The following is a 24,089-nucleotide window of genomic DNA, read 5'->3' as shown; positions in this document are numbered from 1 at the left end:
TGGGCGAGGGGTGCCGCAACAGTGATTCCCTGAAAAGGCCCAGAGCTAAAAAAGGCAAGTGTTGAAATGCAGACTGTCGAGACGTTGAACGAGGGCCTGAAGCGCGCCTACACGCTGAAGATCACGGCGAAGGACATCGATTCGAAGGTCGATGCCGAGCTGAAGCGCGTCGCGCCGCAGGTGCGCATGCCCGGCTTCCGCCCCGGCAAGGTGCCCGCCAACCTGGTCCGCAAGATGCACGGCCCCGCGCTGATGCAGGATGCGCTCAACAGCTCGATCCAGGAAGGCGTCCAGACGCTCCTCGCCGAGCAGAAGCTGCGCCCGGCGATCCAGCCTTCGGTCAGCCTCGACGACGGCTATGAGCTTGGCCAGGATGCCGAGGTCAAGGTCGAGCTCGAAGTTCTTCCCGATGTGCCCACGCCGTCGATCGAGCATCTGAAGCTCGAGCGCTTGACCGTGCCGGCGGATGAAGCCGCACTCCAGGAGCAGCTCCAGAAGTTCGCCGACCAGCAGAAGCGCTGGGACGATGCCAAGGCGACCTACAAGGCGAAGACGGGCGACCTCGTCGTCATGGACTTCGTCGGCAAGGTCGACGGCGTGGCGTTCGACGGCGGCACCGGAACCGACATGTCGGTCGAACTGGGTTCGGGGCGGCTGATTCCGGGCTTCGAGGACCAGGTCGTCGGCGTGAAGACCGGTGACGAGCGTCAGATCGAAGTGACCTTCCCGGCTGACTATCAGGCCAAGGATCTGGCCGACAAGGCTGCGACCTTCGATCTGACGATCAAGGCAGTGAAGACCGCGGGCGAGACGAAGATCGACGACGAGCTGGCGGTGTCGCTCGGCCTCAAGGACCTGGATCAGCTCAAGGAGCTGCTCAAGGGCCAGATCGAGCAGGAACTGAACCAGCTCACCCGTACCCACATGAAGCGCAAGTTGCTCGATCAGCTCGCCGAGGGCCATGATTTCCCGGTACCGCCGTCGATGGTCGAGGCCGAGTTCGCCCAGATCTGGCAGCAGCTCGAGCATGAGGCGACTCACGAGGCAGATCCCGAGGCAGCCATCGCCGAGATGGAAGCAGAGCGCGCCGATTATCAGGCGATCGCCGAGCGGCGCGTGCGCCTGGGTCTGCTCCTGTCGGAGATCGGCCAGGCCAATGGCGTCGAGGTCAGCCAGCAGGAAATGAACCGTCTGATCGCGCAGGCCGCGTCGCAATATGGCCCCGAGGATCGCACCCGCTTCATCGAATATGTCCGCTCCGAGCCGATGGCCGCGGCCCAGCTGCGCGCGCCGCTTTATGAGGACAAGGTGGTCGACTGGCTGTTCGAAAAGGCCGACATCAGCGACCGCGAAGTGACCCGCGAGGCGCTTGAAGAAGCGATCGAATCCGAGGACGGTTTCGCCAGCGGCACGCATCATCACGATCATGACCACGACCATGATCATGACCACAAGCCGAAGAAGAAAGCCGCCGCCAAGCAGGCGGAGCCTGTGGAGGAAGTTTCCGCCGAGGAAGCGAAGCCGGCGAAGAAGGCGGCTGCCAAGAAGGCTGAGCCTGCTGCGGAAACGGCTGAAGAGCCGGTGAAGAAGCCTGCCACCAAGAAGGTGGCCAAGCCTGCGGCTGACGCTGAGGAAGCGCCGGTCGAGGAAGCCGCGCCTGCCAAGAAGCCGGCGGCGAAGAAAGCTCCCGCGAAGAAGGACTGAACTCGTTCAAGGACGTCGCTGCCAACCGGTAGTGACGTCCTCGTGCGACACGCTCTTTGATCAGGCGAAGACTTCGTTCAGATTCGATCCGTCGAGCTTGGCCTGCCCCAGGGCAATTCCGCGAATCAGCATAATCGCCACCGGCGCCAGCACGATGTTGACGATGCTGTCTGTCCATAGCCCCAATGTGCCGGGGCCGGTCACTACATTCGCGACCCAGGCAACCACACCGGCGAGCAGCCACAAAGCCCACCATATCGCGACAAGACTCTCGTTCGTGTCGTAGGGATAGACGCCGCGGCTCACGTTCCATAGCTCGCGCATTCCCTGAAACGGCTTGAACAGGCACGCGACCGGCACCACGAACCACCAGATTCGTGACCACGGCGTAAATTCGAGATCCTCGAAGCCGGCCGCGATGAGATTGTTGCCGGCCACAAGGATCAAGCGGCAGAACACGATCATTGTCACGATCTTGAACAGAAACGCGGCGATATCCACCTCTGTGGCGATCGGCGTAACGAATTGCTGGAATAGCCCCGGTGTCATCCGCGCGCCAATCAGGATCACTGGATTCCACAACGCGTCGACCACAATCATCACGGTCAGAATGGCCGTCAGTGGCCGCAGGTCCCGAATTTCCATCGATACTCCCCCCCTATTCCCCAGTGCAGACCATCCCGCGTCCGACGGAAACCGTCAAACCACAAAAAGGGTCGAATCCGGGCGAATTCACCCCTATGGCGGGAGGATGACGTCGAGCATTGCTGTTCTGCTGCCCTGTTACAATGAAGAAGCCGCCATCGCGCAGACGGTGGCCGGGTTCCGTGCCGCGCTGCCGGACGCAACCATCTATGTTTACGACAATAACAGCCGTGACCGGACGGTTGAGGTCGCGCGTGCCGCTGGGGCGATCGTCCGGACCGAACGTATCCAGGGCAAGGGCAATGTCGTTCGCCGCATGTTCGCCGACGTCGATGCCGATATCTATGTCATGGCGGATGGCGATGCGACCTATGACTCGGCCTCGGCCCCGGCGCTGGTTGCGCGGGTGCTCGACGAGCAGCTTGACATGGTCGTGGGCGCCCGAGTCACCCAGGCGGATGCGGCGTACCGACGCGGGCACAAGATGGGCAACGCGCTGCTGACAGGCATGCTCGCGCGGCTGTTCGGGCGCAGCTTCACCGACATCCTGTCCGGCTACCGCGTCTTTTCCCGCCGATTCGTGAAGAGCTTCCCGGTGCTGTCGTCAGGTTTCGAGATCGAGACCGAGATCAGCGTCCATGCGCTCGAACTGAAGATGCCCGTCGCTGAGATCGAGACGTCCTATTTCGCCCGGCCCGAGGGTTCCGAATCGAAGCTGAGCACGTACAGCGACGGTTTCCGTATCCTGCGCACGATCTTCCAGCTCTACCGGATCGAGCGGCCCGTGCTATTCTTCGGCAGCATCGGCGCGGCGCTGGCCGGCATCGCGGTAATTCTCGCGGTGCCGCTGATCATCACCTATATGCACACCCGCCTGGTGCCGCGTTTCCCCACCGCGGTGCTGGTGACGGGGCTGATGATTCTCGCCTCGCTCAACCTGTTCGCCGGACTTATCCTCGATACGGTGGTGCGCGGGCGGCGCGAGGTGCGGCGTCTGGCCTATCTGGCGCATCGCGCGCCGGGCGGGGAGGATCGGCGAGCCTGACGGCACGGGGGTTGAACTCGTTTCCGCCAGCGCCGATGTAAGGCATCTACTGGGGCATAAGGATTCAAAGGTACACTATGCATAACCCGTTCGAGACCGGCGACTTCATGCGTCCGCTCACTTCCAATGGTTTCACCGCGCAGGCGCCGCAGGGTGGCCTCGTTCCGATCGTGATCGAGCAGTCCAACCGCGGCGAGCGCAGCTTCGACATCTATTCGCGCCTCCTGCGCGAGCGCATCATCTTCGTCACCGGCGGGGTCGAGGACCATATGGCATCGGTCATCAGCGCCCAGCTGCTCTTCCTGGAGTCAGAGAACCCCAAGAAGGACATCTTCATGTACATCAACTCGCCGGGCGGCGTCGTCACGGCGGGCATGGCGATCCATGACACCATGCAATATATTCGTCCGCGCGTCGGCACGGTCTGCATGGGCCAGGCCGCTTCGATGGGCAGCTTCCTGCTCGCGGCCGGCGAGCCCGGCATGCGCGTGGCGCTCACCAATGCGCGGATCATGATCCACCAGCCTTCCGGCGGCGCGCAGGGCATGGCAAGCGACATCGAGATCCAGGCGCGCGAGATCCTGCGTATCCGGCACCGGATGAACGAGCTCTACGCTCAGTACACCGGCAAGCCGATCGGCGAGATCGAGCATGCGATGGATCGCGACAAGTTCCTGTCGGCCGACGAAGCCAAGGAATTCGGCCTGATCGACGAGGTGTTCGACAAGCGTCCGGCGATCGCCGACGAATCGGCCACTCCGGTCCTGCCGGCGTCCTGATCTGATTTCCGTCGCCTTAACTCTGGGGCGATATAGTGATTGTAGAAGATAAGGGGACCGGTCTAACATGGTCTCCCCGCACGAACGCGCTATGTACCGCGCGAAGGATGGATTGAATGACGAAGCTCAGCGGCGGCGACTCGAAGAGCACGCTCTATTGCTCGTTCTGCGGCAAGTCGCAGCACGAGGTGCGGAAGCTCATCGCCGGGCCGACCGTTTTCATCTGCGATGAATGCGTCGAGCTCTGCAATGACATCATCCGCGAGGAGACCAAATCAGCGCTCGTCTCGAAGAAGGACGGGGGCGTGCCGACGCCGCAGGAGATCTGCGACGTGCTCGACGACTATGTCATCGGGCAGAAACGCGCCAAGCGGGTCCTCTCGGTTGCCGTGCACAATCACTACAAGCGCCTCAACCACGGCCAGAAGGGCGCGGACGTCGAGCTTGCCAAGTCGAACATCCTGCTCGTCGGGCCGACCGGCTGCGGCAAGACCTTGCTTGCCCAGACGCTGGCGCGAATCCTCGACGTGCCCTTCACCATGGCCGATGCGACGACGCTGACCGAGGCGGGCTATGTCGGCGAGGATGTCGAGAACATCATCCTCAAGCTGCTCCAGGCATCCGATTACAATGTCGAGCGGGCGCAGCGCGGGATCGTCTATATCGACGAGATCGACAAGATCAGCCGCAAGGCCGAGAATCCCTCGATCACGCGCGACGTGTCGGGCGAGGGCGTGCAGCAGGCGCTGCTCAAGCTGATGGAGGGCACCACTGCCTCGGTCCCGCCGCAGGGTGGCCGGAAACATCCGCAGCAGGAATTCCTGCAGGTCGACACGACCAACATCCTGTTCATCTGCGGCGGTGCGTTCAGCGGCCTCGAAAAGATCATCGGCGATCGCCTCCAGGGCAAGTCGATCGGGTTCGGGGCTTATGTCGCCTCGCCCGAGGAACGCCGTACCGGTGAGACGCTGAAGGCGGTCGAGCCCGAGGATCTGCTCAAGTTCGGCCTGATCCCCGAATTCGTCGGCCGTCTGCCGGTGATCGCCACGCTCGAGGATCTCGACGTGCCGGCGCTGGTGACGATCCTGACCGAGCCGAAGAACGCCTTGGTCAAGCAATATCAGAAGCTGTTCGACATGGAGGAGGTGAAGCTCGGCTTCACCGACGACGCGCTGGTGACGGTCGCCAAGAAGGCGATCGATCGCAAGACCGGGGCGCGCGGCCTGCGCTCGATCCTGGAAGGCATCCTGCTCGACACGATGTTCGATCTGCCGGGCATGGATTCGGTCGACGAGGTGATGATCGACAAGGACGTGATCGAGGGCCGCAAGGAACCGATCCGCGTCTATGCCAAGAAGGACAAGGCGGGCGCCGGCGCCGCGTGATCCAATCTTCCTCTCCCCTTGAGGGAGAGGAGCATTGGGCAGCGATGGGAAGGGTGGGGAGGGCACTCGTTGACGTTCCGAACCTCATTCTCGCCATCCGGTGGTTCGCACTACCTTCTCTCGCGAATGGAGAAGGATATAATAGTTACGCAGCGGCGTGACTGAATTCGGTAACCCTGTCCGGCTCGCCGATATCGGTGATCGCATTGCCATCGGGGCAATGCTCGCCCGGGCCTTTGCCAACGATCCGGCGACCAGCTTCATCTTTCCCGACGACGAGGAGCGCGCGAAGCGCCTGCCGCGCCTCTTCGCCTTGCTGTTCGACGAGGACGCGCGCGGCATGCGGGTGATGACTCAGGGCGGCGAGGCGGCGGCCTTGTGGCGCGGGCCGGGCCAGAACCACACCAGCATTCTCGACATGCTGCTCCAGGCCTGGCCGATATGGCGGATCTTCGGCGGCGCGCTCGGTCGCGCGCTGGCGGTATCGAACGCGATCGACGCACACTTCCCGGCCGGCGATTACTGGTTTCTCCATATCGCCGGCTGCGATCCGGCGGCGCAGGGCAGGGGGCTTGGCGGCGCCGTCATCCGTTCGGCGCTTGATCGGGTCGCGGGCAGCGGCCTGCCGGCCTATCTGGAAACGGCGACGCCGCGGAACCTGAGTTTTTACCGCGGGCTTGGTTTCGAGGTGACGGCCGAGTGGACCGTGCCGAAGGGCGGCCCGCTCTTCTGGTCGATGATGCGCGCGCCACGCTAGCCGTCAGGCCCCACAAACGCTTCGCTGCGCCGTTCGCTGAATCCCGTTCGTTGAATCATTGAGCGCCACGTAGCCGCCGCGCTTGACCTCGGGCGCTTCGCCGACTTTGATGCGGCATCAGCTTTCCGGGGGACGATCAATGGACGAGTTTTCGCCGACCAGGCGCGCATTGCTGCAAGGGGCCGCCGCCGGGGCGATGACGCTGGCGCCGGGTGTGGCGCTGGCGGCGAGGGCTGACGACATGGCCGCCCTCCGCCGCGCCGTCGAACAGGGGCATGACGCCTCCGTCGCCCGAATCCAGGAATGGATCCGCAACCCGACCATTGCCGCTGAACGGTTTAAGGTGCCGGAGGGCGTCGCCCATATGTCGAAGCTGGCGCAGGAGGCGGGCTTCCAGAAGATACGCACTGTGCCCACCGGGGGCGTGCCCGCCGTGTTCGCGACGCTTGATGTCGGCGCGCCCAAATGGCTCGGCATCTACTTCATGTACGACGTGAAGCAGTTCGATCCGGCCGAATGGTCGGTGCCGCCGCTCGAGGGGCGGCTGGTCGACCGGCCGGGTGTCGGCAAGGTCATCATGGGCCGCGGCGCGGTCAACCAGAAAGGCCCCGAAGGCGCGTTCCTCGCGGCACTTCACGCGTTCCGGGCGTCGGGCCGCAAGCTGCCGGTCAACCTCGCGCTGATCGCTGAAGGGGAGGAGGAGATCGCCTCGCCCAATTTCCTCACCGCGATCCGCGATCCCGATGTGCTGGCGACGATGAAGAAATGCGTCGGTGTGATCATTCCGTCGGCTGGCCAGGCGCCCGCCGGCAACGCGACCATCTCGCTCGGCGCCAAGGGCGCGGTCGAGATGGAGATCGTCTCGGATAGCGCAAGCTGGGGCCGGGGGCCGGCGAAGGACCTTCATTCGAGCCAGTTCGCCCGGGTGGACAGCCCGGCCTGGCGGCTCGTCCAGGCGCTCAACACCCTGATGGCGTCGGATGGCCATACCCCGGCGGTGGAGGGATTCCTCGATCGGGTCGAACCGCTCAGCACCCGGCAGAAGGCGCTGATCGCCGAAAGCGCGCGCACGAATAGCGAGGCGGATGCCAAGAAGGTGATGGGGGTCCAGCACTGGATCAACGACGAGACCTGGGAACAGTCGCTCGAACGCCTCGCGTCGCAGCCGACGATCAACATCCAGGGGCTGGTCAGCGGCTATACCGGTGAGGGCGGCAAGACCGTCCTCCCGCACCGGGCCGTGGCCAAGGTCGAACTGCGGCTGGTGCCCGACATGACGAAGGACGACAGTGTCGCCAAGTTGAAGGCGCATCTGGTCAAGAAGGGCTTCCCCGATATCGAGGTGAATGTGACGGGCGGCTATGGTCCGACACAGACGCCGGAAGAATCGGGGCTGATCAAGGCGCACAAGGCAGTGCTGACCCGAGCGCAGATTCCCTATGCCCTGTCCGTGCGCAGCGCCGGATCATGGCCCGGCGTGGTGTTCACCGGCGATCCGCTGCGATTGCCGGCGGCGCAGTTCGGCATCGGCAACGGCAATGGGGCGCATGCGCCCGATGAATATTTCGTCATCGAGCCAACCAATCCGCAGGTCGCCAACCTGACTCAGCAGACCATGGCCTATGTCGACCTGATGTACGAGATCGCTGCCCAGGGCTGAGCGGGGCGGGGTCGGATCGGCGTGCAAAAGACGGGCGAGGGCCGTGCCGAAGAGGCCGCCCTTCCGGTCGACCGGAAGGGCGGCATGGGAGCGTCAGCTTAGAAGGCCATCCGGAACCCGGCGCTTACGCCGCCGCGGTGATCGGCATTCCCGCTCTCTCCCTTCAGCGCACCGAACAACACAAACTTTTCCGAGACACGGACATCGGCGCCGGCCGTGGCCGTGACGAGCAGGGGCGCGCGCGGTACGCCAGCCGCCACCAAGCCGTAGCCGCCCCCACCCAGCGCCGCGATCGCGTCAAGCGTGCGCCCCGTTGCCTGGTAGCGCAGCCCCAACGACAGATAGGGGCGCACCCTGGCTTCGCTGCGCATGTCCCTGCTGAACGTCAGAGCACCGTCGACGAACACCGCGTTGTCGCGCGCGCGCGCGACATTGAGCGCGTAAATGCTGCCGCCGGTTTCCATCACGCGATCGCGGACCACCTGGATGACGGTCGCGCCGAGGCCGGGGCGCACCATCCAGCCATGTCCGACCGGTACCGCATAATCGACGTTGAGATCTCCGGTCCAGGTGCGAAGGCCGTATTCGCCACGGGCCGAGCCGCCTGGTAGCGTGCGCCTGGTATCGGCGCTGCCACCGTCATAGGCGATCGTCGCCTTGACCCCGAGCCGCCCGTCAGTCCAGCGGCCGTGCACGCCCGCGACCACACTGTCGACCGTGCTGCGTGCGCCGCGTTCGGCGAGATTTTCGCGGCTGTTGAGATATCCGATGAAGCCGCCGATCGCCCAGTCGGTGCTCCCCCAGCCGACCCCACCCAGAAAGCCGTAGCCATTGATCTGCGCGCGCGAGGCCCCCTGCGTGCCGCCACTGAGCGTTCGAAAATTCCCGAGCGTGCTGCCGAAACTGAAGAGCCCGGGCGAATCACGAAGCGTACCAAATGCCTGCGACCGTCCGGCATCGGCGAGTTCCAGTCCCTGCTCGACCGCAACCTGGCCGACCGACGCATAGGCCTCCGGGGTGAGTTGCGCGAAGGCGCTGGAATTCGCCAGGCCAGCCGCATTCGTCAGTTGCGGCGCAGCGGCTACGAAGGCCGTGGATGCCCGGCCGCTGATCAGGAGGTCGTTGACATAGCCGACGGCGCGCTGCGCCTGTGGCGAGACGGTCACGTCGCCGAGGAACAGGCCAAGCAACGTCAGCCTGCCGCCCTGAATGGAGACATATCCGGCCAGCGAGGAGGATTTGACGACGCTGCCATAGCTGCCGGAAATGCCGCCGCTCGCCACGATCAGGTCGAGCGACTTGCCGGGCGTCAGCGGCCGGTCGGCTGCGAGTTGCAGTGTCGCGCCCGGCGCAATCGAGACGGCGCCATTGACGACCAGTTTGTCGGTCACGGCCGGCGTAATCTCGAACAGCGACACCGAACTGGCGGCAAGCGCTACATTGCCGTTCACGGTCATTGTCCCCGGCGAGGCGCCGGGGCTGAGTGTGCCGGCCACCGCGATATTGCCGTTCACCGTGCCGGCGGAGCCGAAGGTCGTGCCAGCGCCGACATTGATCGTCGGCGCGGTGATGGTCGAGCCGGCCAGCCCGATCAAGCGTCCCCCGCTGAGCGTGACGTCGCCGAGCGAGGCAGCGCCCGAGATGGTCGCGAGCCCCGAAGCCATCCGCAGCGCCTCGATGTTGGTGATGCTGCCTAGCGCGACCGGTGCGGCCGAACTGCCCCCTATGATATCGATGCTGTCATTGCCGGCTCCGCCATCGATGGGGCCGGTGATCGCACCACCGCGCAGGGTCAGCCGGTCATCGCCGGCACCGAGCGACACCGCCCCCTTGATCACACCGCTATTGTCGATGGAGTCGTTGCCCGCCCCCAGGACAATATCGCCGATGATAGTGCCTGTGTTGACGATCATATTGTTGAATGAATCATAGGTCTGGATGGCCACGCTCGACGTGCCGCCGGACGCGGCGATCGTGCCGGCATTGGTGAGGTTAAGGGCGCTGCCGGTGGTGACCAGCGCAAAGGCGCGGGCGCCGGTGGCGCTGATGGTGCCGCCAGCGGCATTGGTGATCGTGCCGGTCTGCCCCGCGCCGCTAGTGAACAACGCGATGATCGGCGATGTGCCGGAGCCCTCCGACGGCGTCTGGCTGGCGCTGATCGTGCCGCTGTTGGTGATCGCGTAGCTGAGTGGCTGTCTGGTCTCTCCTGTGTGGAGATGGAGGCCATAGGCACTGGAACTCGATTGTGCGGCGATCGTGCCTGTGTTCGCTATCCGGATGGTGCCGCCATCGCTTTGGCCGAAAGGCACGATCTCGAGATAGGCGGCCGCCGTGTCGCTGTTGCTGGTGATTGTACCGCTGTTGGTGAAATTCATCGCGAGCGGCGACGTGTTGGCCCGGTATATTACGGCCATAAGTCCCCTGCCGACGATCTGCCCGCTATTCCCGATCGTCATGGCATTGGCGGCGTACAGCCGAACTGTTGGACCATCTGTCACGGTCGATCCGATCGATGCGATCGTACCGCTATTGGTGAAACCGAGCGTCGTGCGGCCGAACAGCGACACCACCGGCTCATGGCTGTAGATATAGCTGTTAGCTGTCGAGGTGATCGCACCGCTGTTGGTGAAGAGCGACGTTGAACCAGATACGCCCCCTCGCACTGAGCCGTTATTCGTCAGCGACGCCAGCGTCTGATCGGCTGGAAACAGCGAACCGTAAGGAATCGAACTGGGCAGAAAATCCGGCAGATTGGTCGTCAGGCTACCGGCGATCGCCGCCTGATTGACCACGCTGCCGTTGCCGATCGCGTACAGATCGCCGCCGAAGGTGCCGGTGGCGGTGGTCGTGACAACGGTCTCCTTGCCGTCGGCCTGGACCAGTGCGTGTTGGAAATTACGGACTCCCGCCGGATCGATCGAGACGGTGCCGCTGCTGGTCAACACACGACCGTAAACGTTGTTGCCGCCGCCTCCGTCGACCACTCCCGAGACGCCGAGCGTGCTGCCAGTCTGAAGCAGCAGGTCGGAGCCGTCGCCGAATAACAGATCGCCCGTGACCGTGCCGCCGGCGGCGACGAAGACGCTGCTTGCCAGCGATCGCTGCGGCGCACCGTTATAATAGGGGTAGCCATAGCCGAGATCCACGGTGCCGTTCACCGTGCCGGCATTGACGAAGTGGCCCGAATACAGGCGCACCGCCGTCCCACCAGTTCCGGTGATGGTCCCCCCGGTGGCGTTGAGGATCATGGCGCTTGCGGATGTATCGCTGCCGCCGATCGCGATCCCGCCGGTGCTTTCCATTATGCCGGAATTGATGATCCGGTTATAGTTGTAAGCGCTGATCGCGTTGCCGCCAACGCTGATCGTCCCACGATTGTCCAGCGATATGGAACCGGTGAGGCCCGTAGCCTTGGCACCTCTGCTGATCTGTTTGATCGTGCCGGTGTTGACAACGCTGGTGCCGTGAATGGCGCCCGAGATGCCGGTGCCGCCGTCAAGCAGGATCGCGCCAGCATTGGTAATGGCCGCCCCGCCGCTGATGCCGACCGTGTACGCGGAGGCATTGCGATCGGTGACGGAGATTGTCCCGAGATTGGTGAAGCTGTCGCCTGCGCCGAGGCTGACCGCGGAACCAGAATAGATGGTACTGCCGACCGCCCGCGTAACGGCTATCGTGCCACGGCTGGTGATCGACAACGCGCTCGCACCGTCTCCGTAGTTGCTCTTGTCCGCCAGTGTGCCGACTACGGCGAGAGCCGGTGTCGCTGTCGTGGTGGTCAGGTTTGCATTCAGGTCGACCGTGCCGGTACCGGCCAGCGCGACGCCGTTGGTAAAGATACCGGGTGCGGTCAGCGTCAGATGTGCGCCATCTGTCATCTCGTAGGTCGCGCTCGAAAACGAGCCGATCGGGCCGAGTGTTGCCGTCTGGGTGCCGGTCACGCGCAACCGCAACAGCGCCCCGTTCGCGGCGGTCACGGTGCCGGTGATGCCGGCGAACTGGCCGGGACCGGTGTTGACGAGATCGGTAAACAGGGTCGCACCCGCACCCAGCACGAGATCGCCGTTGAGGACACCCCCGTTCAGGGAGATATAACGCTGGCCGTTATATCCCCCGAAGGCAGCCGAATTGAGCGTCAGCGCGACGGTGCCGTTGATCGTTCCTGCATTGATGACCGACGTGACGGAGGAATTTCCGGAAATCGCGCGACCGCCATTGCCGATGACGCCGCCGGCATTGTTGTACAGCGTGCTGTAGGCGTCGAGCTGCACCGCAGTGCCCCCGCTGTTCGTAGCCGATACAGTCCCGGTGTTGACGAGATCGGCGCCAAGCTGGACTCCCACCGTTGCACCCTGGATCGTGCCGCTGTTGCGGGACGTAGTTCCCTGGCTGCCCCGCAGCAGTGCGCCGATGCCGTTTGTGGACCGGATCACACCAGTCTCGGCATTGGTCAGCGTGTTTCCGTCGGCGACTACAGCCGTGCCGCTGGTCGTGATCGTGCCCGAGTTGATGATACTGCCGCTGCTGCGCACGCCAGCGCCGGCTGAGGTGATCGAGCCGCTGTTCGTAAACCGGGTGTATTGTGCGCCGACAACCGCGTTGAGGGTGGACGACGCAGTATGAATGCTCCCCTCGTTGATGACCTGCTGAAGGGCTGGAGAAGTGACACCGCTCAACGTGAATGCCGTGCCTGCGCTTGTTATCGCCGCCCGGTTTACAAGCGTTCCCGAACCGGCGACCTGTATGTTGGTGGGGGCAACGAAGCCAGTGCCCAGCGTGGTGGTGACGCCTTGGTCCGTAGCGATCGCGAACTGCTGGAACCCGGCTAGCAATGTCACCGGGGTATTGATCGTTGTATCGGTGCTGACGGCAAGCTTTTCCGTGTTGATACCTGCACCGGCGTTGATCGTGCCGGTGATTCCCGTGATAGGCGCGGCGGCCCCGCCATAGCGGACGACCAGCGTATCGTTGCCGGCCCCAAACGCGACCGAGCCGTTGATGCGGCCAAGCGAGGAATCTACGGTGCTACCAGAATTGCCGGTTACTACATTGCCCGTGATGATACCGCGATTGACGAGATTAACGCCGTTCGATCCTTCGATCGCAGTCGTGCCGGCACTGCTGATCTGGCCTCCGGCCAGGTTCTGAATATTGAGGAATGCGGAAGAGACCGCCGCGCCGGCGCCGGTATTCGCTATGACGCCACCGTTCGTCAGCGTCGCGAAATTAGCACCGGCGATCGCCGCAGCAGCGCCGTTCGACCGAATTGTGCCACTATTCACCCATGCGCCCGGGTGGATCGTGTAGGGGTAGTCCGTGCCCGCATTTCCCGATGTGACTGCGCTGGAGTTGCCGCCGTCGATCAGGCCGGCATTATTCAGCGTGCCGACTGGGCCAACGACGCTACCGGAGATCACGCCGGTCGCGCCGTTGATGATCGAATCGAAAGCCGAATAAGGGGACGGGTAGCCACCCACCATAGTGACCACGTCGCCGCGCAATGCGACTCCGCTCGATCCCGTGATGGTGCCGGCATTGTCGATGGTCGCGATCAACTGCGCATAGACGTTCCCGCCACTTCGGCCCATGGCGAGCGCGGTCGAACCCGACACTGACCCACCTTCCTGCACGGTGAGTGCGAGGCGCGTCGTGCTGCCGTTATAGGGTGCGGGCGCGCCGGTCAGCAATGCGATACCGGTCTGGCTCCCGCCGGTGATCTGCCCCGCGACGGTTATCTTTTCGACGATCGTGCTGACCGTATTCGGAACTTCAACCGTCACCGCCGGCGCGCCGGTGTTGGTTACGCTCGCGCCGCCGGCCACGGTCAGTGTGGTGCCCGGTGTCGTCACCATGATGCCGTTCGTGTTCGTGCCGGTGCACGTCGTCGTGCCGTTGGCGACCGTCGGATCGGGCGCACATTGCGCCCATGCCGGCGACGCTGCGGCAGCGCCCATCGCCAGCACGCTCGCGCCAAGCCAAAAGGACCGGCGGCGCACGCCGGCCACATCTCGATCAATCATTCTACCCCCCGGTTGTTACGGCGCAAGCGCGGGTGGCGGGTTGCCGGGGAAGGTCACGATTGTCCAGGGGATTCCGGGAGCCTGCGCGGGATAGCAGTATCCCTCATTTGCTACTCGCTATATCCGGGCAGGCAGACAGATACCGGCTCGCGCCAACCGAAGGAGAGAAGCATTGAAAAGGTCGCTCGTTCAGATGGCCGCAACGGCGGCGCTGCTGGCGATGCCGGCCGGTGTGGTCGGGGCGGCGCCAAATCCACTGGTCGGTGCATGGGCCGTCGATCGCTTTGTCGACATGCCCGAGGGAGATACGCCGGTTTACCCGTTTGGCGAAAAGCCGGTCGGCCTGTTCATCTTCACCGCCGATGGGCATTTCTCGTTCAACGTGATGGGCGATCCGGGCGGCGGGGATGCGTCGGGCGGCCGCGTCGGCTGGACACCCGCCTCGTACGTTTCCTATTTCGGCACCTATCGATACGATCATGCCGGTTCCAGCTGGACCGCGCAGGTCATAGGAGGAAATGTTCCGGGCTATACCGGTACCAGCCAGACGCGCGCTTTCAGGCTCGTCGGCAAGGTCCTGACGATCTCGGCGACCGCGCGGGAGAATGGCCGAACGATCAGGGCCGAGCGGGTGCTTCACAAAATCGATCGCTGATTCCACGACGGCGCGGACATTCTTCGGCCTCGCCCCCCGGCAGCAGGGAAATCGCCGGAACGGCTCAGGCCGTTTCGTCTTCGGCCAGGAAGTCGCCGAGCCGGTCGAGCCGCTTTTCCAGCGGGGATCGCCGGTCGCCAATCCAGCGTTCGAGGATCGAGAAGCCGCCGGGTTCGAGGCGGCAACTCCGCACCCGGCCGGTCTTCTCGGTATGCACCAGCCCGCATTCCTCCAATATTTGGAGATGCTGTGCGACGGCGGTCAGGGTGATGCCGAGCGGCGCCGCCAGGTTCGAGACGGAGAGCGGCCCGTCGGTCAGCCGCTCGACCATAGCCTTGCGCGACGGGTCGGCGAGCGCGCGCAGGACTCGCTCGACGGTGAGCGCCGGGTCGGGGCAAGCTGTCGGATCGGAAATCGTCACGCCTCCGGCAATATCGCCCCCAGCCGGTCGAACAAGACGCGCCAGCCATGCTCGCGCATTTCCGGTCCGTCCGCGCCTTCGAGGAAGACCGCCTGATGCGTGCAGATCAGGTCGGTGCCGCTGTCGGTCGCGACCAGCTCGATCGTCAGCAGCGCGACCGAGATGGGCCTGCCGCCGAGTGTCATGGTGGCGGCGCTGACGATTCGACGGTCGGAGACGATGTTGTGGAAATATTCCTCGTTCACGAGCTCGACACCTTCGAACGGTGTGTCGGCGCCCATCCTGGCACGCGAGATGGACCGGCCGCCGACGCGGAAGTCCATCTCGAACGCGGTGCCTTCACGACCGTCGCGATCAGCATACCAGCGGCGCTTCTGATCCTCCCGTCTGAGCGCCGCGAACACGCGCTCCCTTGAGGCAGGATAGCGCCGTTCGATCACGAAGGTATTGGGAAGAACGGGTTGGAGTTCCATGACGCCACGACTCCATCAGTGAAGTAATGGCTTCAGTATTGTTGCGCCAGGAGGATTGTCAAGCGTGTGCTTCACTATTGCCAGTCAGGGCTTGATGAGATGCCAGGTCTGGTGGGGCGATGACGCGAAGGACAGGCGCGGGTCAGCGGAGGAACCGTAGAATTCCAGCCGGTCATAGGGGCCACCGTCGCGCGCGCCCGTTACCCGCTCGTACAAATGCGGGCCGATCCGTTCCCAGTACAACGTTTCCTGGCTGTCCTTGGTAATCACCGTGTTCGGGCCGGCCACCGACACCGTCAGGTCGCCGGCCGGATCGGCTGGCTTGCCATAGTCGCGGCGATTGGCGCGATACTGGCCGAGTGACGGCCGCGCCTCCTCGCCAGATGCGCGCTGGGCGGGTTTGGCGGGGAACAGGCGGCCGATGATCGCATTGCTGAGTTCGGTGCGGGCCGGGCTGCTGTCCGGCCCGCCGGTCACTGAAACGAAGAAGCCGAAATCAGCCTCCGGCGCGAGCAATAGGTAGGAGTGGAAATCGACCGTATTGCCGCCATGGCCGATCATGCGGGGGTTAGCCTCGCGCGCGACCATGAAGCCGTGCGCCATGCCTTCGAGATGCGGCGCGTTGGCGAGGGAATTGCTCTGGAGCAGGTCGACCGAGGCGGGCGAAAGGATGCGCGCGCCGCCCAGCGTTCCGCGAGCCAGCATGGCGAGCATGAACCGGGCCATGTCGGGTGCCGTCGCTGCGGCCGATCCCGCCGGCATGATGAAGCTGAAATTCTCATAGGGCTTGGCCACGAGGCGCCCATCCTTGAAGCCGTAACCCAGCGCCATATGTCCCGCCCATGCTTCGGGCAGCGGCTCGCGGAAGGTTGTCGTGTTCATGCCCAGCGGCTTGAACAGATGGCGATCGACATAGTCCGGAAAGGGCTCGTTCGAGACCCGTTCCACGATATAGCCAGCGAGCGCCGCGCCATAGTTGGAGTAGGAAATCTCGGTTCCGGGTGCCCAGAGCCGTGCCGGGATATGCTTCTTGATATAGTCGCGATAGTCGCGCGGGTGCGCCAGCAGATCCGGTTCGCCATAGCCAAGATCGCTCATGCCGGGGCTGTGCGAAAACAGGTCGCGCACGCGGATCGGCTTGCCCTCGAAGGGAGGGATCGCGAAGTCGAGATAGCGGTTCACATCGGCGTCGAGATCGACCTTGCCAAGCTCGACCTGCTGCATCAGCGCCGCCCAGGTGAGCAATTTCGACACCGAGCCGGGGCGGAACAGGGTCGATCGAGCGTCGACGGGCACGCGTCGGGCGATATCCGCATAACCATAGCCGCGCGTGAAGAGCACCTTGCCCTTGTGGACGACGGTCACCACCGCGCCTGCGACCTGGCGGGTCGCGATCTGCTGCGCGACGACTCCGTCGATGAAGGTTGGAAGCGATGCCAGGCGCGCCGCGTCGATCGCGACCGGAGATGTCGCGGCGCGAGGAGCGGGGGACGCAATGGCTGGGCCGCTAGGCGTGCCGGCGACCGCGGCGAGGATCAGGCTCGCGGCGAGGGTATTCCGGAATGCGAGGGAGGTACCGTTCGACTTGATGAACATCATTGAGGCCTTTTTTCGAACCTGGATCCGGGGAGGAGGAAGGGCGGGTGCTTCTTTCGGCGCGACCCGCCCGTGGCAGTATCAGAAGGCTATACGGGCGCCGGCGGTGAAATAGGTGCCGACGATGTCGTGATAGGCGCTGCCCGTGGTGATCAGCGGCGGCTTCACGTCGAACAGGTTGTTGACGTTGCCGAACAGGGTGAATTTGTCGACCTTCACCTGCATGCCGAGGTCGATATAGGTCTTCGCGCCGATATGGTTGTTCACCAGGGTGGTGAGCAGGTGATTGTAGCTGCCGCCGCCGACATAGCGGGCGCGGGCGTCGACGCCGAAGGTGCGGTCCTGATAGCCGAGGCTGAAGGTGCCGCGCCAGTGCGGCACGCCGAGGCTCGCGGAATCGCCCACATCGCCGGCGGTATCGACGCGCGCCAGGCCGGTATCCTGGATGAACGTGTCGATATAGGTTGCCAGCGCCCGCATGCGCAGCGTGCCGCCCATGGTCGAGCTGACATTGGCGAGCGGCAGCGTATAGGATGCCTCCACGTCGACGCCGCGCGTCTGGAAGGTCGCGATATTCTGTGCATTGGCAAACGCGGTCTTGAGCGTCTGGGTGACGGGATCGCGCACCAGCCGGGCGCAGGCCGACGCGCTGCCGTTCTTGCAGGCGAGAGTCAGGTTCGACGCGGTGAGCGTCGTGATCGCCCCTTCGATCTTGATGTCGTAATAGTCGACGGAGAGGTTGAACCCCTTGAAGAAGGACGGCGAGAAGGTGGCGCCGGCGGTGAAGGTGGTGCTGATCTCGGGCACGAGATTCGGGTTGCCGCCGCTGAACGTCGTCACCTCGGCTGGGGTGTTGGTATAGCCTGGGATGACGCCGAGGCGGCCCGCCGTATCGAGGTCGACCTGCGGGCCGATGTTGATCCGCTGGGTCGCGAACAGCTCAGTGATATTCGCTGACCTGATGTCGCGCGACCGGGTGACGCGGAGCAGCACGTCGTTGAACAGGCGGGCGGTGCCGCCGAGCTTCCAGGCCCAGATGCCCCCGCTCGTGCTGTAGTGGGAATAGCGGGCGGCGGCGTTGAAATCGACCTTCGCCACGTCTTTCGCATCGAGCAGCGGCAGCGCGGCTTCGGCAAAGCCTTCCTTGACGTTGAACCCGCCGTTGAGATCGCTGCTGTAGACATTGGGCGCGAAGGCGCCGGCCCGGCTCAAGGCGCCGCGCGACTGGGTCTGCTCCTCCCAGCGCGCTTCAGCGCCGACCGCAACGGTCAGCGGGCCGGCCCAGAGGTTGAACAGGTCACCCTGGAGCGAAGCCCCCGCTGAATCGAGCTTGGTGGTGGTCAGCGACTGCTGGGTGCCGGTCACATAATCGTGCGCCGCCTTGGAGATGTTGTTCTCACCGAACGGGTTGATCGGCGCGCAGGCCGGATCGTCGTTCGTGCTGATCGCGTCGGCATTCACCGCACAGACGATCTGGCCGCTCGTGTTGGTCGCCGCATTGATCGCCTTGGCGAAGTTGGCGGTGATGATCGAGTTCTTGAGTTGGGCGTTCTGGAACAACTCGCCATGGCTGAAATGCGCATGGTATTTCCAGCCATTGCCGAACTTCCCGTCGATGCCGATCGCGCCTTCCTTGTTCTCGCGCATCGAATCGAACACCCAGGTGAACGAATCTTTGAAGATGCGGCCGAAGGTGAAGCTGTTTTCGCCGGCATTCGCCAGGCGGGTACGGATTGACTGCGACAGGAACGGATTGGTGGCGCTGATCGTCAGAATCTGCTGCCCGAGATCGGGGAAGAAGGGATAGTTGGTCGACGCCCGGCCGTAGCTCCCGTCGACCCAGAGCGTTGCGCCGCCCACATCGTAGCTGAGGCGACCATAGACGTTCACGCGTTTGAACGGTGTCGCGGCGTAGATGTCGTCATAGAGGTTGACTGCGTCAGCTCCCCCAACGCCGAGGGCGTTCGGACCTGACCAGGCGCGCAGCGATCCGTCCTGATTGAAGGTCTGCCCGCGCAGCACGCCCGTCGTGATGACGCCGGCATGGCTGCGGTCGGTATAGTTCACGTCCTCGACCAGCTGCGTGACGCCGGGCCTGATCGTGACGATGCCGGGGCTGTTGAGGTTCTGGCGGCTGTGGCGGTCAGGGATACCCTTGTCGTCGAGATATTCGGCACCGATCATGAAATGTCCGTTGCCGCCAGCGAAATGAGTGCCGAAACTGCCGTCGAAGCCGTAACGCTGGCCATCGCCGCGCGACGAGACGCCCGACTGGGCGCCGAGCGTGATGCCCTCCAGCTTGTCTTTCAGGATGATGTTCACCACGCCGGCGACGGCGCCTGATCCCCAGGCCGCCGAAGCGCCGCCGGTGACGACCTCAAGCCGCTCCACCAAGCCGATCGGCACGAAGTTCAGATTGTTCTCGCCGACGAAGCGCCGGCCGTTGAGCAGGGTGAGGGTGCGGGCCTGGCCGAGCCCGCGCAGATCGACGGGAGCTGCGCCGCTGCCGGTGGTGTTGCCGATGCTGGTCGCGGGAGTGGTGGTTGGCCTGAACTGCGGCTGGTCGTTGAGGACCTGGGAAAGATTGGCGCGCGCGCCCTGGCGGATCTCCGCCGCGCCGACGACCGTCGTCGGCGTGGGCTGGTCGAAGCCGGCGCGTTCGATGCGGGATCCGGTGACGACGATGTCGCTGCTTGCGGCCTCCGCTTCAGCTTCTGCGGTATCTGCGGGAACAGTCTGGGCGAGGGCGGTGCTTGCATGGGCCAGAGCGATGGCGAGCGCGATGATGCTGCCGCTCCGTGACGCGTTTCCGAACTTCGACATTTTTAACTCCCTGAAAATATTATTTTTATTGCCCTTTTCAGCTTTGGTCTCACTGATCCGAATCACTCGGTCACGGCCGCTGATGTCCTCAAGGTGACAGATTCTCTGATCAGGACAAGAATTTTACTGAATGGACGAAGCCAACTCGACCTGGGCGTGGTCGCGGCGCCACAGTACGGAAACGTGATGCCTCTGGCCGGGACAGTGCGTGGGCCAGAACGGCGAGCATTGATCCGAGCCACCCCCGGGGTCGTACCGAACAGCCATGGAGTCTGCCGACGACGCTTGAGACCGCCTGTCGGGCAGATGTTTCCCGCACCACTTGTACTTCGATACGGGCCCTCGATACGGTTTCGTCACTCGCTCCCTACTCGGCACGAACGGAGAGGGAGGCGTCTATTTCAGACGCAATGCTACAGCCATTCGATTTTCCGAATGGGATGCAGATATCCCATGGGAGACCGACTGTTGTCAGCCCCGGGCGTGCCGCATCAAGCCGGCATAGGTTGTCAGCGCCAGGAACAGGCCGATGAACCAGGCATAGGCATAGAGGCTCGTCCAGAAGCCGCCGATCCACCCGAACGGACCAGGCAGCGCCGTCGCGAGGAAGCCGGGCAGATTGGGCAGAACGCCGATCGCGAAGGCGAGCAATGCTTTCGCGTTCCATCCGCCGGCATAAGCGTAGCGGCCGTCCTCGCGATACAGGTCCTCGACGTCGAGCCGGGTCCGCCGGATCAGCCAATAGTCGGCGATCAGGATGCCGGCGATCGGGCCGAGCAGGGCGCTGTAGCCGGTCAGCCAGACGAAGATGTACCCGCCGGTCGTCGCGAGCAGTTTCCACGGCATGATGAGGATTCCGATCACCGCGGTGATCAGTCCGCCCGTCCGGTAGGAGATGCGGCCCGGCGCGAGCGACGAGAAATCATAGGCGGCGCCCACGAGGTTCGCGGCGATGTTGCAGGAGATGGTGTCGATCGTGATGACAACCAGCCCGAGCAGCACCAGCGGCCCGGCCAGCGTGCCCGACAGCGCAACGGGATCCCAGATCGCATGGCCATAGATCACCACGGTCGCAGAGGTGGTGATGACACTGGCGAGGGCGATCAGGCCCATGCCCGGGGGCAGGCCGATCGCCTGGCCGATGATCTGGTCGCGCTGGCTTTTGGCGAAGCGCGTGAAATCAGGGATGTTGAGCGCGAGCGTTCCCCAAAAGCCGATCATCGCGGTCAGCGATGGCCAGAAGACCAACCAGAACTGCCCCTCGCGCGCGCCGCCCGGGACGAAGGCGGAAGGACTGGCGAAGATCGGTCCGAGTCCGCCGGCGCTGCCCACCGCCCACCAGACCAGGACGACACAGACGAGGATTTTCACCGGCGCGGTCCAGGTCTCGAGCCGCCGAATCGTCGTCAGCCCCTTGCGCACGAAAAAGAGCTGCACCGCCCAGAAGGTGGCGAAGGCAAGCATCTGCCCGATGCCGATATCGAGGACCGGCACGATCGGTCCTTTCAGGCTGTGGCCGGCGAGGACACCGAGCAAGGTCAGCAGCGCTTCGCCCCCGATCCAAGTCTGGATACCGAACCAGCCACAGGCGACCAGCGCCCGTGCAACCGCCGGCAGACGGGCGCCGCGCGTGCCGAACGACGCACGGGCCAGCACCGCATAGGGGACACCGTGGCGCGCGCCGGCATGGCCGATGAGCAGCAGGGGCACGAGGACCACCATATTGCCGGCCAGCACCGTCAGCGCGGCCTGCCCGGCCGACATGCCCTGTTCGATCAGCCCGGAGGCGAGCATCCAGCTCGGCACCGCAACGATCATCCCGATCCACAAGGCGGCGAAATGGTACCAGCGCCAGGTGCGCTGCCCGGCGTCAGTTGGCGCCAGGTCGCGATTCCAGAGCGTGTCCTTGGCTCGATCGGTCATGCGCGTCCCCCGTGGCGGGAGTTGGCCGCAATTCGGGCGGCGGCGCAAGGGCTCGCGGCGGCGGCGATCAGGCCGGCTGGTGCATCTGCTGGACGATCCCGTCAGCAAGCTTTCCGGCGAGCTGCGCGAGATGATCGAACCGCGCATCGTGGCGCGCCATGCCCTGGCTGAGCGAGCGCAGCTCCGCCTCCAGATCGTGCAGTTCGGCCTCGGGCAGCAACGCCTCGATACTGTCCCAGCGCGACCATCCCGGCAGCGGCGTCACGCCGAGCATCTGGCCTCGCCGGCCGGCAATGGCCGAAGTGACGCGCGAGGTGGCGCTGCCGGGCGTGCGGATCGCCACATGCGCGATCGGTTCGAGCAGATAGGGCGAGGCTGCGGCCAATGCGTCGGCCATGGCGATCCGCCCGGCAGTCCGGAAGGCGAGCTCGGAACTGTCGACCGAGTGGAAGGAGCCGTCGACCAGTGCCACCGCGACATCCACCACCTGCATGCCGAGCGGGCCCTTCGCCATCGCGTCGAGCACGCCCTGCTCGACCGCCGGAATCCATTGGCGTGGGATCGCGCCGCCAGTGATGCGGTCTTCGAAACGGAAGCCTTCGCCGCGTTCGAGCGGACGGATGTCGATCACGACGTCGCCGAACTGGCCATGGCCGCCCGACTGTTTCTTGTGCCGGCCGTGCTGGCTTGCAGGTTTCCGGATCGTTTCCTTGTACGCGACCGCCGGCGCACGTGCGGTCACCCCGACGCCGTAGCGGCGCTTCAGCCGGTCGAGGGCGACGGCGAGATGCTCGTCGCTCAGGCCGTGCAGCAGAGTCTCGCGCGAACCTTCATCCTGGCCCCAGCACAGCCCGGGATCTTCCTCGACCAGCCGATTCAGCGAGGTCGACAGACGCACCTCGTCCTTGTGGTCCCTGACGGCGATCGCCAGTGCATAATTGGCCAACGGCCATGGGGATGGTGTGGCGCGCAGTACGGGGCGGGAGGCAACGCCGACCAGATCTCCGGCGCGCGTCGCCTCGACTTTGGCGATGCCGACAATCTCGCCGGGCTCGGCGCGCTGGATCCTTGTCGCCGCGCCGCCCTGGAGCGCGAACAGCGCGCCGGCGCGCATCGCCTCGCCATCGGCACCGATCAGGTCGGCACCTTCAGTCAGCGCGCCGCCGAAGATACGCGCGATCGCCAGCCGCCCGACCGTGCTGCCGTGCGATATCTTGACGATCTGCGCCGCCATACCGTCGATGCCGAGCCGGGCGGCGGTCTGGGCCGCGAGGGGTGTATCATGGCGCAGCATCTTGAGCAGGCGGCGAATGCCGAAGCCGTTCAGCGCTGAACCGAACAGGACCGGCACGACCAGCCCGGCCGCAGTCTCCCGCGCGAGATCGCCGAAGATCGTGTCGAGGCTCGGCACCTCGTCCGACAGGAGCTGTTCGAGCAGCGTATCGTCATGGTCGGCAAGCTGTTCAAGCATATGGAAGCGCGCCGCCGCCTCGTCCTCCTTGAGATGCGCGGCCAGCGGCACCTGCTGGGAGCGCTGGTTGGCCTGGTAATGATAGGCCCGTTCCAGTGCGAGATCGACGAAGCCGGCCGTCCGCTCCCCGGCGCGGATCGGGATCTGGCGCGCGACCAGCGCCGCCGCGCTCATCGGCTGGAGCGCTGCGAGCAGATCCTGGATGCTGCCCCGCGCCTGGTCGATCTTGTTGACGAACACGGCATGGGGGAGGCCGATCGCCTCGAGCCGCCGTAACGTCGGTTCGACCAGCGGCGCACGGGCAGGGTCGGGATCGATCACCACCAGGGCAAGATCAGCGGTGGAGAGGGCCATCTCCATATCCGTCGCGAAGGCGGGCGAGCCGGGTGCATCGGCCAGCAAATAGCGATCGCCCATCCAGTCGAGCCGCAGCAGGTTGAGCTCGGTCGATCCACCCCGCGCCCGGGCCTCGGGGCTGGCATCGCCGACGCAACTGCCCGCATCGACCGAGCCAAGTCGCGGGACGGCGCCGGCCGCGTGCAACAGGGCCTCCCCGAGACTGGTCTTGCCCGCACCGGCGGGGCCAACGAGCGCGATTACTCTCGCGCCTCTGCGGATCTTATCCACTCCTGCTCTCCTCGTTCCTGCCGGCTGTTCCAGGAGAAGGCCGGTCGTCATCCGGAGTCGCAAGGGTCTGCCCATCGGGACGGGATGGCAAGCCGTTAGCGCATC

The 24,089-nt window shown here is 64.7% G+C and carries 15 protein-coding genes; 7 read left to right on the top strand and 8 right to left on the bottom strand.

The genetic code is table 11. From position 1 onward, the window contains the following. The first annotated feature begins 66 nt into the window (after positions 1–66). Positions 67–1,704, top strand: coding sequence for a trigger factor (gene tig, locus NDN01_RS10490; RefSeq protein WP_272627323.1), 1,638 nt, complete (start codon positions 67–69; stop codon positions 1,702–1,704). A 60-nt stretch (positions 1,705–1,764) separates the two neighbouring features. Here the strand turns inward: tig and NDN01_RS10485 are convergent, their stop codons facing one another. Further along, positions 1,765–2,349, bottom strand: a complete 585-nt coding sequence (locus tag NDN01_RS10485) for a DUF4328 domain-containing protein (RefSeq protein ID WP_272627322.1) — start codon at positions 2,347–2,349, stop codon at positions 1,765–1,767. Between the two features lie 106 nt (positions 2,350–2,455). On the opposite strand from NDN01_RS10485, the gene NDN01_RS10480 reads away from it, so the two are divergent. The 5 genes from NDN01_RS10480 (at position 2,456) to NDN01_RS10460 (ending at position 7,975) form a co-directional block, all read left to right on the top strand. Next, positions 2,456–3,394, top strand: a complete 939-nt coding sequence (locus NDN01_RS10480; protein WP_272627321.1) for a glycosyltransferase family 2 protein — start codon at positions 2,456–2,458, stop codon at positions 3,392–3,394. 77 nt (positions 3,395–3,471) lie between these two features. Then, entirely contained in the window at positions 3,472–4,173 is a 702-nt protein-coding gene (clpP, locus tag NDN01_RS10475; RefSeq protein ID WP_272627320.1) for an ATP-dependent Clp endopeptidase proteolytic subunit ClpP, read from the top strand. A 116-nt stretch (positions 4,174–4,289) separates the two neighbouring features. Beyond that, the gene (gene clpX, locus NDN01_RS10470) at positions 4,290–5,558 is read left to right on the top strand and encodes an ATP-dependent Clp protease ATP-binding subunit ClpX (RefSeq protein ID WP_272627319.1); all 1,269 of its coding nucleotides are present in this window, start codon (positions 4,290–4,292) and stop codon (positions 5,556–5,558) included. 157 nt (positions 5,559–5,715) lie between these two features. Beyond that, positions 5,716–6,315, top strand: coding sequence for a GNAT family N-acetyltransferase (locus NDN01_RS10465; protein WP_272627318.1), 600 nt, complete (start codon positions 5,716–5,718; stop codon positions 6,313–6,315). A 139-nt stretch (positions 6,316–6,454) separates the two neighbouring features. After that, positions 6,455–7,975, top strand: coding sequence for a M20/M25/M40 family metallo-hydrolase (locus NDN01_RS10460; protein WP_272627317.1), 1,521 nt, complete (start codon positions 6,455–6,457; stop codon positions 7,973–7,975). Between the two features lie 98 nt (positions 7,976–8,073). On the opposite strand, the gene NDN01_RS10455 is transcribed toward NDN01_RS10460, so the two are convergent. Further along, the gene (locus NDN01_RS10455; RefSeq protein ID WP_272627316.1) at positions 8,074–13,995 is read right to left on the bottom strand and encodes a hypothetical protein; all 5,922 of its coding nucleotides are present in this window, start codon (positions 13,993–13,995) and stop codon (positions 8,074–8,076) included. A 172-nt stretch (positions 13,996–14,167) separates the two neighbouring features. Here NDN01_RS10455 and NDN01_RS10450 point away from each other — a divergent pair, with 172 nt between their 5' ends. Beyond that, positions 14,168–14,650 (top strand): lipocalin-like domain-containing protein, encoded by a 483-nt coding sequence (locus tag NDN01_RS10450; protein ID WP_272627315.1) that lies wholly within the window; start codon positions 14,168–14,170, stop codon positions 14,648–14,650. Positions 14,651–14,714: 64 nt separating this feature from the next. On the opposite strand, the gene NDN01_RS10445 is transcribed toward NDN01_RS10450, so the two are convergent. From NDN01_RS10445 to NDN01_RS10420, 6 genes are all read right to left on the bottom strand, one after another. Continuing rightward, positions 14,715–15,071, bottom strand: a complete 357-nt coding sequence (locus NDN01_RS10445) for an ArsR/SmtB family transcription factor (protein ID WP_272627314.1) — start codon at positions 15,069–15,071, stop codon at positions 14,715–14,717. Continuing rightward, the gene (locus NDN01_RS10440; protein ID WP_272627313.1) at positions 15,068–15,544 is read right to left on the bottom strand and encodes an SRPBCC domain-containing protein; all 477 of its coding nucleotides are present in this window, start codon (positions 15,542–15,544) and stop codon (positions 15,068–15,070) included. Before NDN01_RS10440 ends, NDN01_RS10445 begins: the two co-directional genes overlap by 4 nt. An 84-nt stretch (positions 15,545–15,628) precedes the next feature. Beyond that, positions 15,629–17,143, bottom strand: a complete 1,515-nt coding sequence (locus NDN01_RS10435) for a serine hydrolase domain-containing protein (protein WP_272627312.1) — start codon at positions 17,141–17,143, stop codon at positions 15,629–15,631. A gap of 78 nt (positions 17,144–17,221) precedes the next feature. Next, a complete protein-coding gene (locus NDN01_RS10430) occupies positions 17,222–19,963 on the bottom strand; it encodes a TonB-dependent receptor plug domain-containing protein (protein ID WP_272627311.1) in 2,742 nt (913 codons plus the stop codon). 471 nt (positions 19,964–20,434) lie between these two features. Further along, complete coding sequence (locus NDN01_RS10425; protein WP_272627310.1) at positions 20,435–21,886, bottom strand: NCS1 family nucleobase:cation symporter-1; 1,452 nt, start codon at positions 21,884–21,886, stop codon at positions 20,435–20,437. Positions 21,887–21,953: 67 nt separating this feature from the next. Then, entirely contained in the window at positions 21,954–23,984 is a 2,031-nt protein-coding gene (locus NDN01_RS10420; RefSeq protein WP_272627309.1) for an elongation factor G, read from the bottom strand. Positions 23,985–24,089: the final 105 nt, after the last annotated feature.

Origin of the sequence: Sphingomonas sp. QA11, assembly GCF_028473665.1 — a bacterium.
GTDB classification, from domain to species: Bacteria; Pseudomonadota; Alphaproteobacteria; order Sphingomonadales; family Sphingomonadaceae; genus Sphingomonas; species Sphingomonas phytovorans.
Note: the sequence above shows the minus strand (reverse complement) of the source record. Positions and strands in the feature narration are given on the sequence as shown.

Excerpts from the sequence above, each read along its gene's own strand:
- tig (WP_272627323.1), top strand. The coding sequence starts at position 67 with ATGCAGACTGTCGAGACGTTGAACGAGGGCCTGAAGCGCGCCTACACG.
- NDN01_RS10485 (WP_272627322.1), bottom strand. The coding sequence starts at position 2,349 with ATGGAAATTCGGGACCTGCGGCCACTGACGGCCATTCTGACCGTGATG.
- NDN01_RS10480 (WP_272627321.1), top strand. The coding sequence starts at position 2,456 with ATGACGTCGAGCATTGCTGTTCTGCTGCCCTGTTACAATGAAGAAGCC.
- clpP (WP_272627320.1), top strand. The coding sequence starts at position 3,472 with ATGCATAACCCGTTCGAGACCGGCGACTTCATGCGTCCGCTCACTTCC.
- clpX (WP_272627319.1), top strand. The coding sequence starts at position 4,290 with ATGACGAAGCTCAGCGGCGGCGACTCGAAGAGCACGCTCTATTGCTCG.
- NDN01_RS10460 (WP_272627317.1), top strand. The coding sequence starts at position 6,455 with ATGGACGAGTTTTCGCCGACCAGGCGCGCATTGCTGCAAGGGGCCGCC.
- NDN01_RS10455 (WP_272627316.1), bottom strand. The coding sequence starts at position 13,995 with ATGATTGATCGAGATGTGGCCGGCGTGCGCCGCCGGTCCTTTTGGCTT.
- NDN01_RS10440 (WP_272627313.1), bottom strand. The coding sequence starts at position 15,544 with ATGGAACTCCAACCCGTTCTTCCCAATACCTTCGTGATCGAACGGCGC.
- NDN01_RS10435 (WP_272627312.1), bottom strand. The coding sequence starts at position 17,143 with ATGATGTTCATCAAGTCGAACGGTACCTCCCTCGCATTCCGGAATACC.
- NDN01_RS10430 (WP_272627311.1), bottom strand. The coding sequence starts at position 19,963 with ATGTCGAAGTTCGGAAACGCGTCACGGAGCGGCAGCATCATCGCGCTC.
- NDN01_RS10425 (WP_272627310.1), bottom strand. The coding sequence starts at position 21,886 with ATGACCGATCGAGCCAAGGACACGCTCTGGAATCGCGACCTGGCGCCA.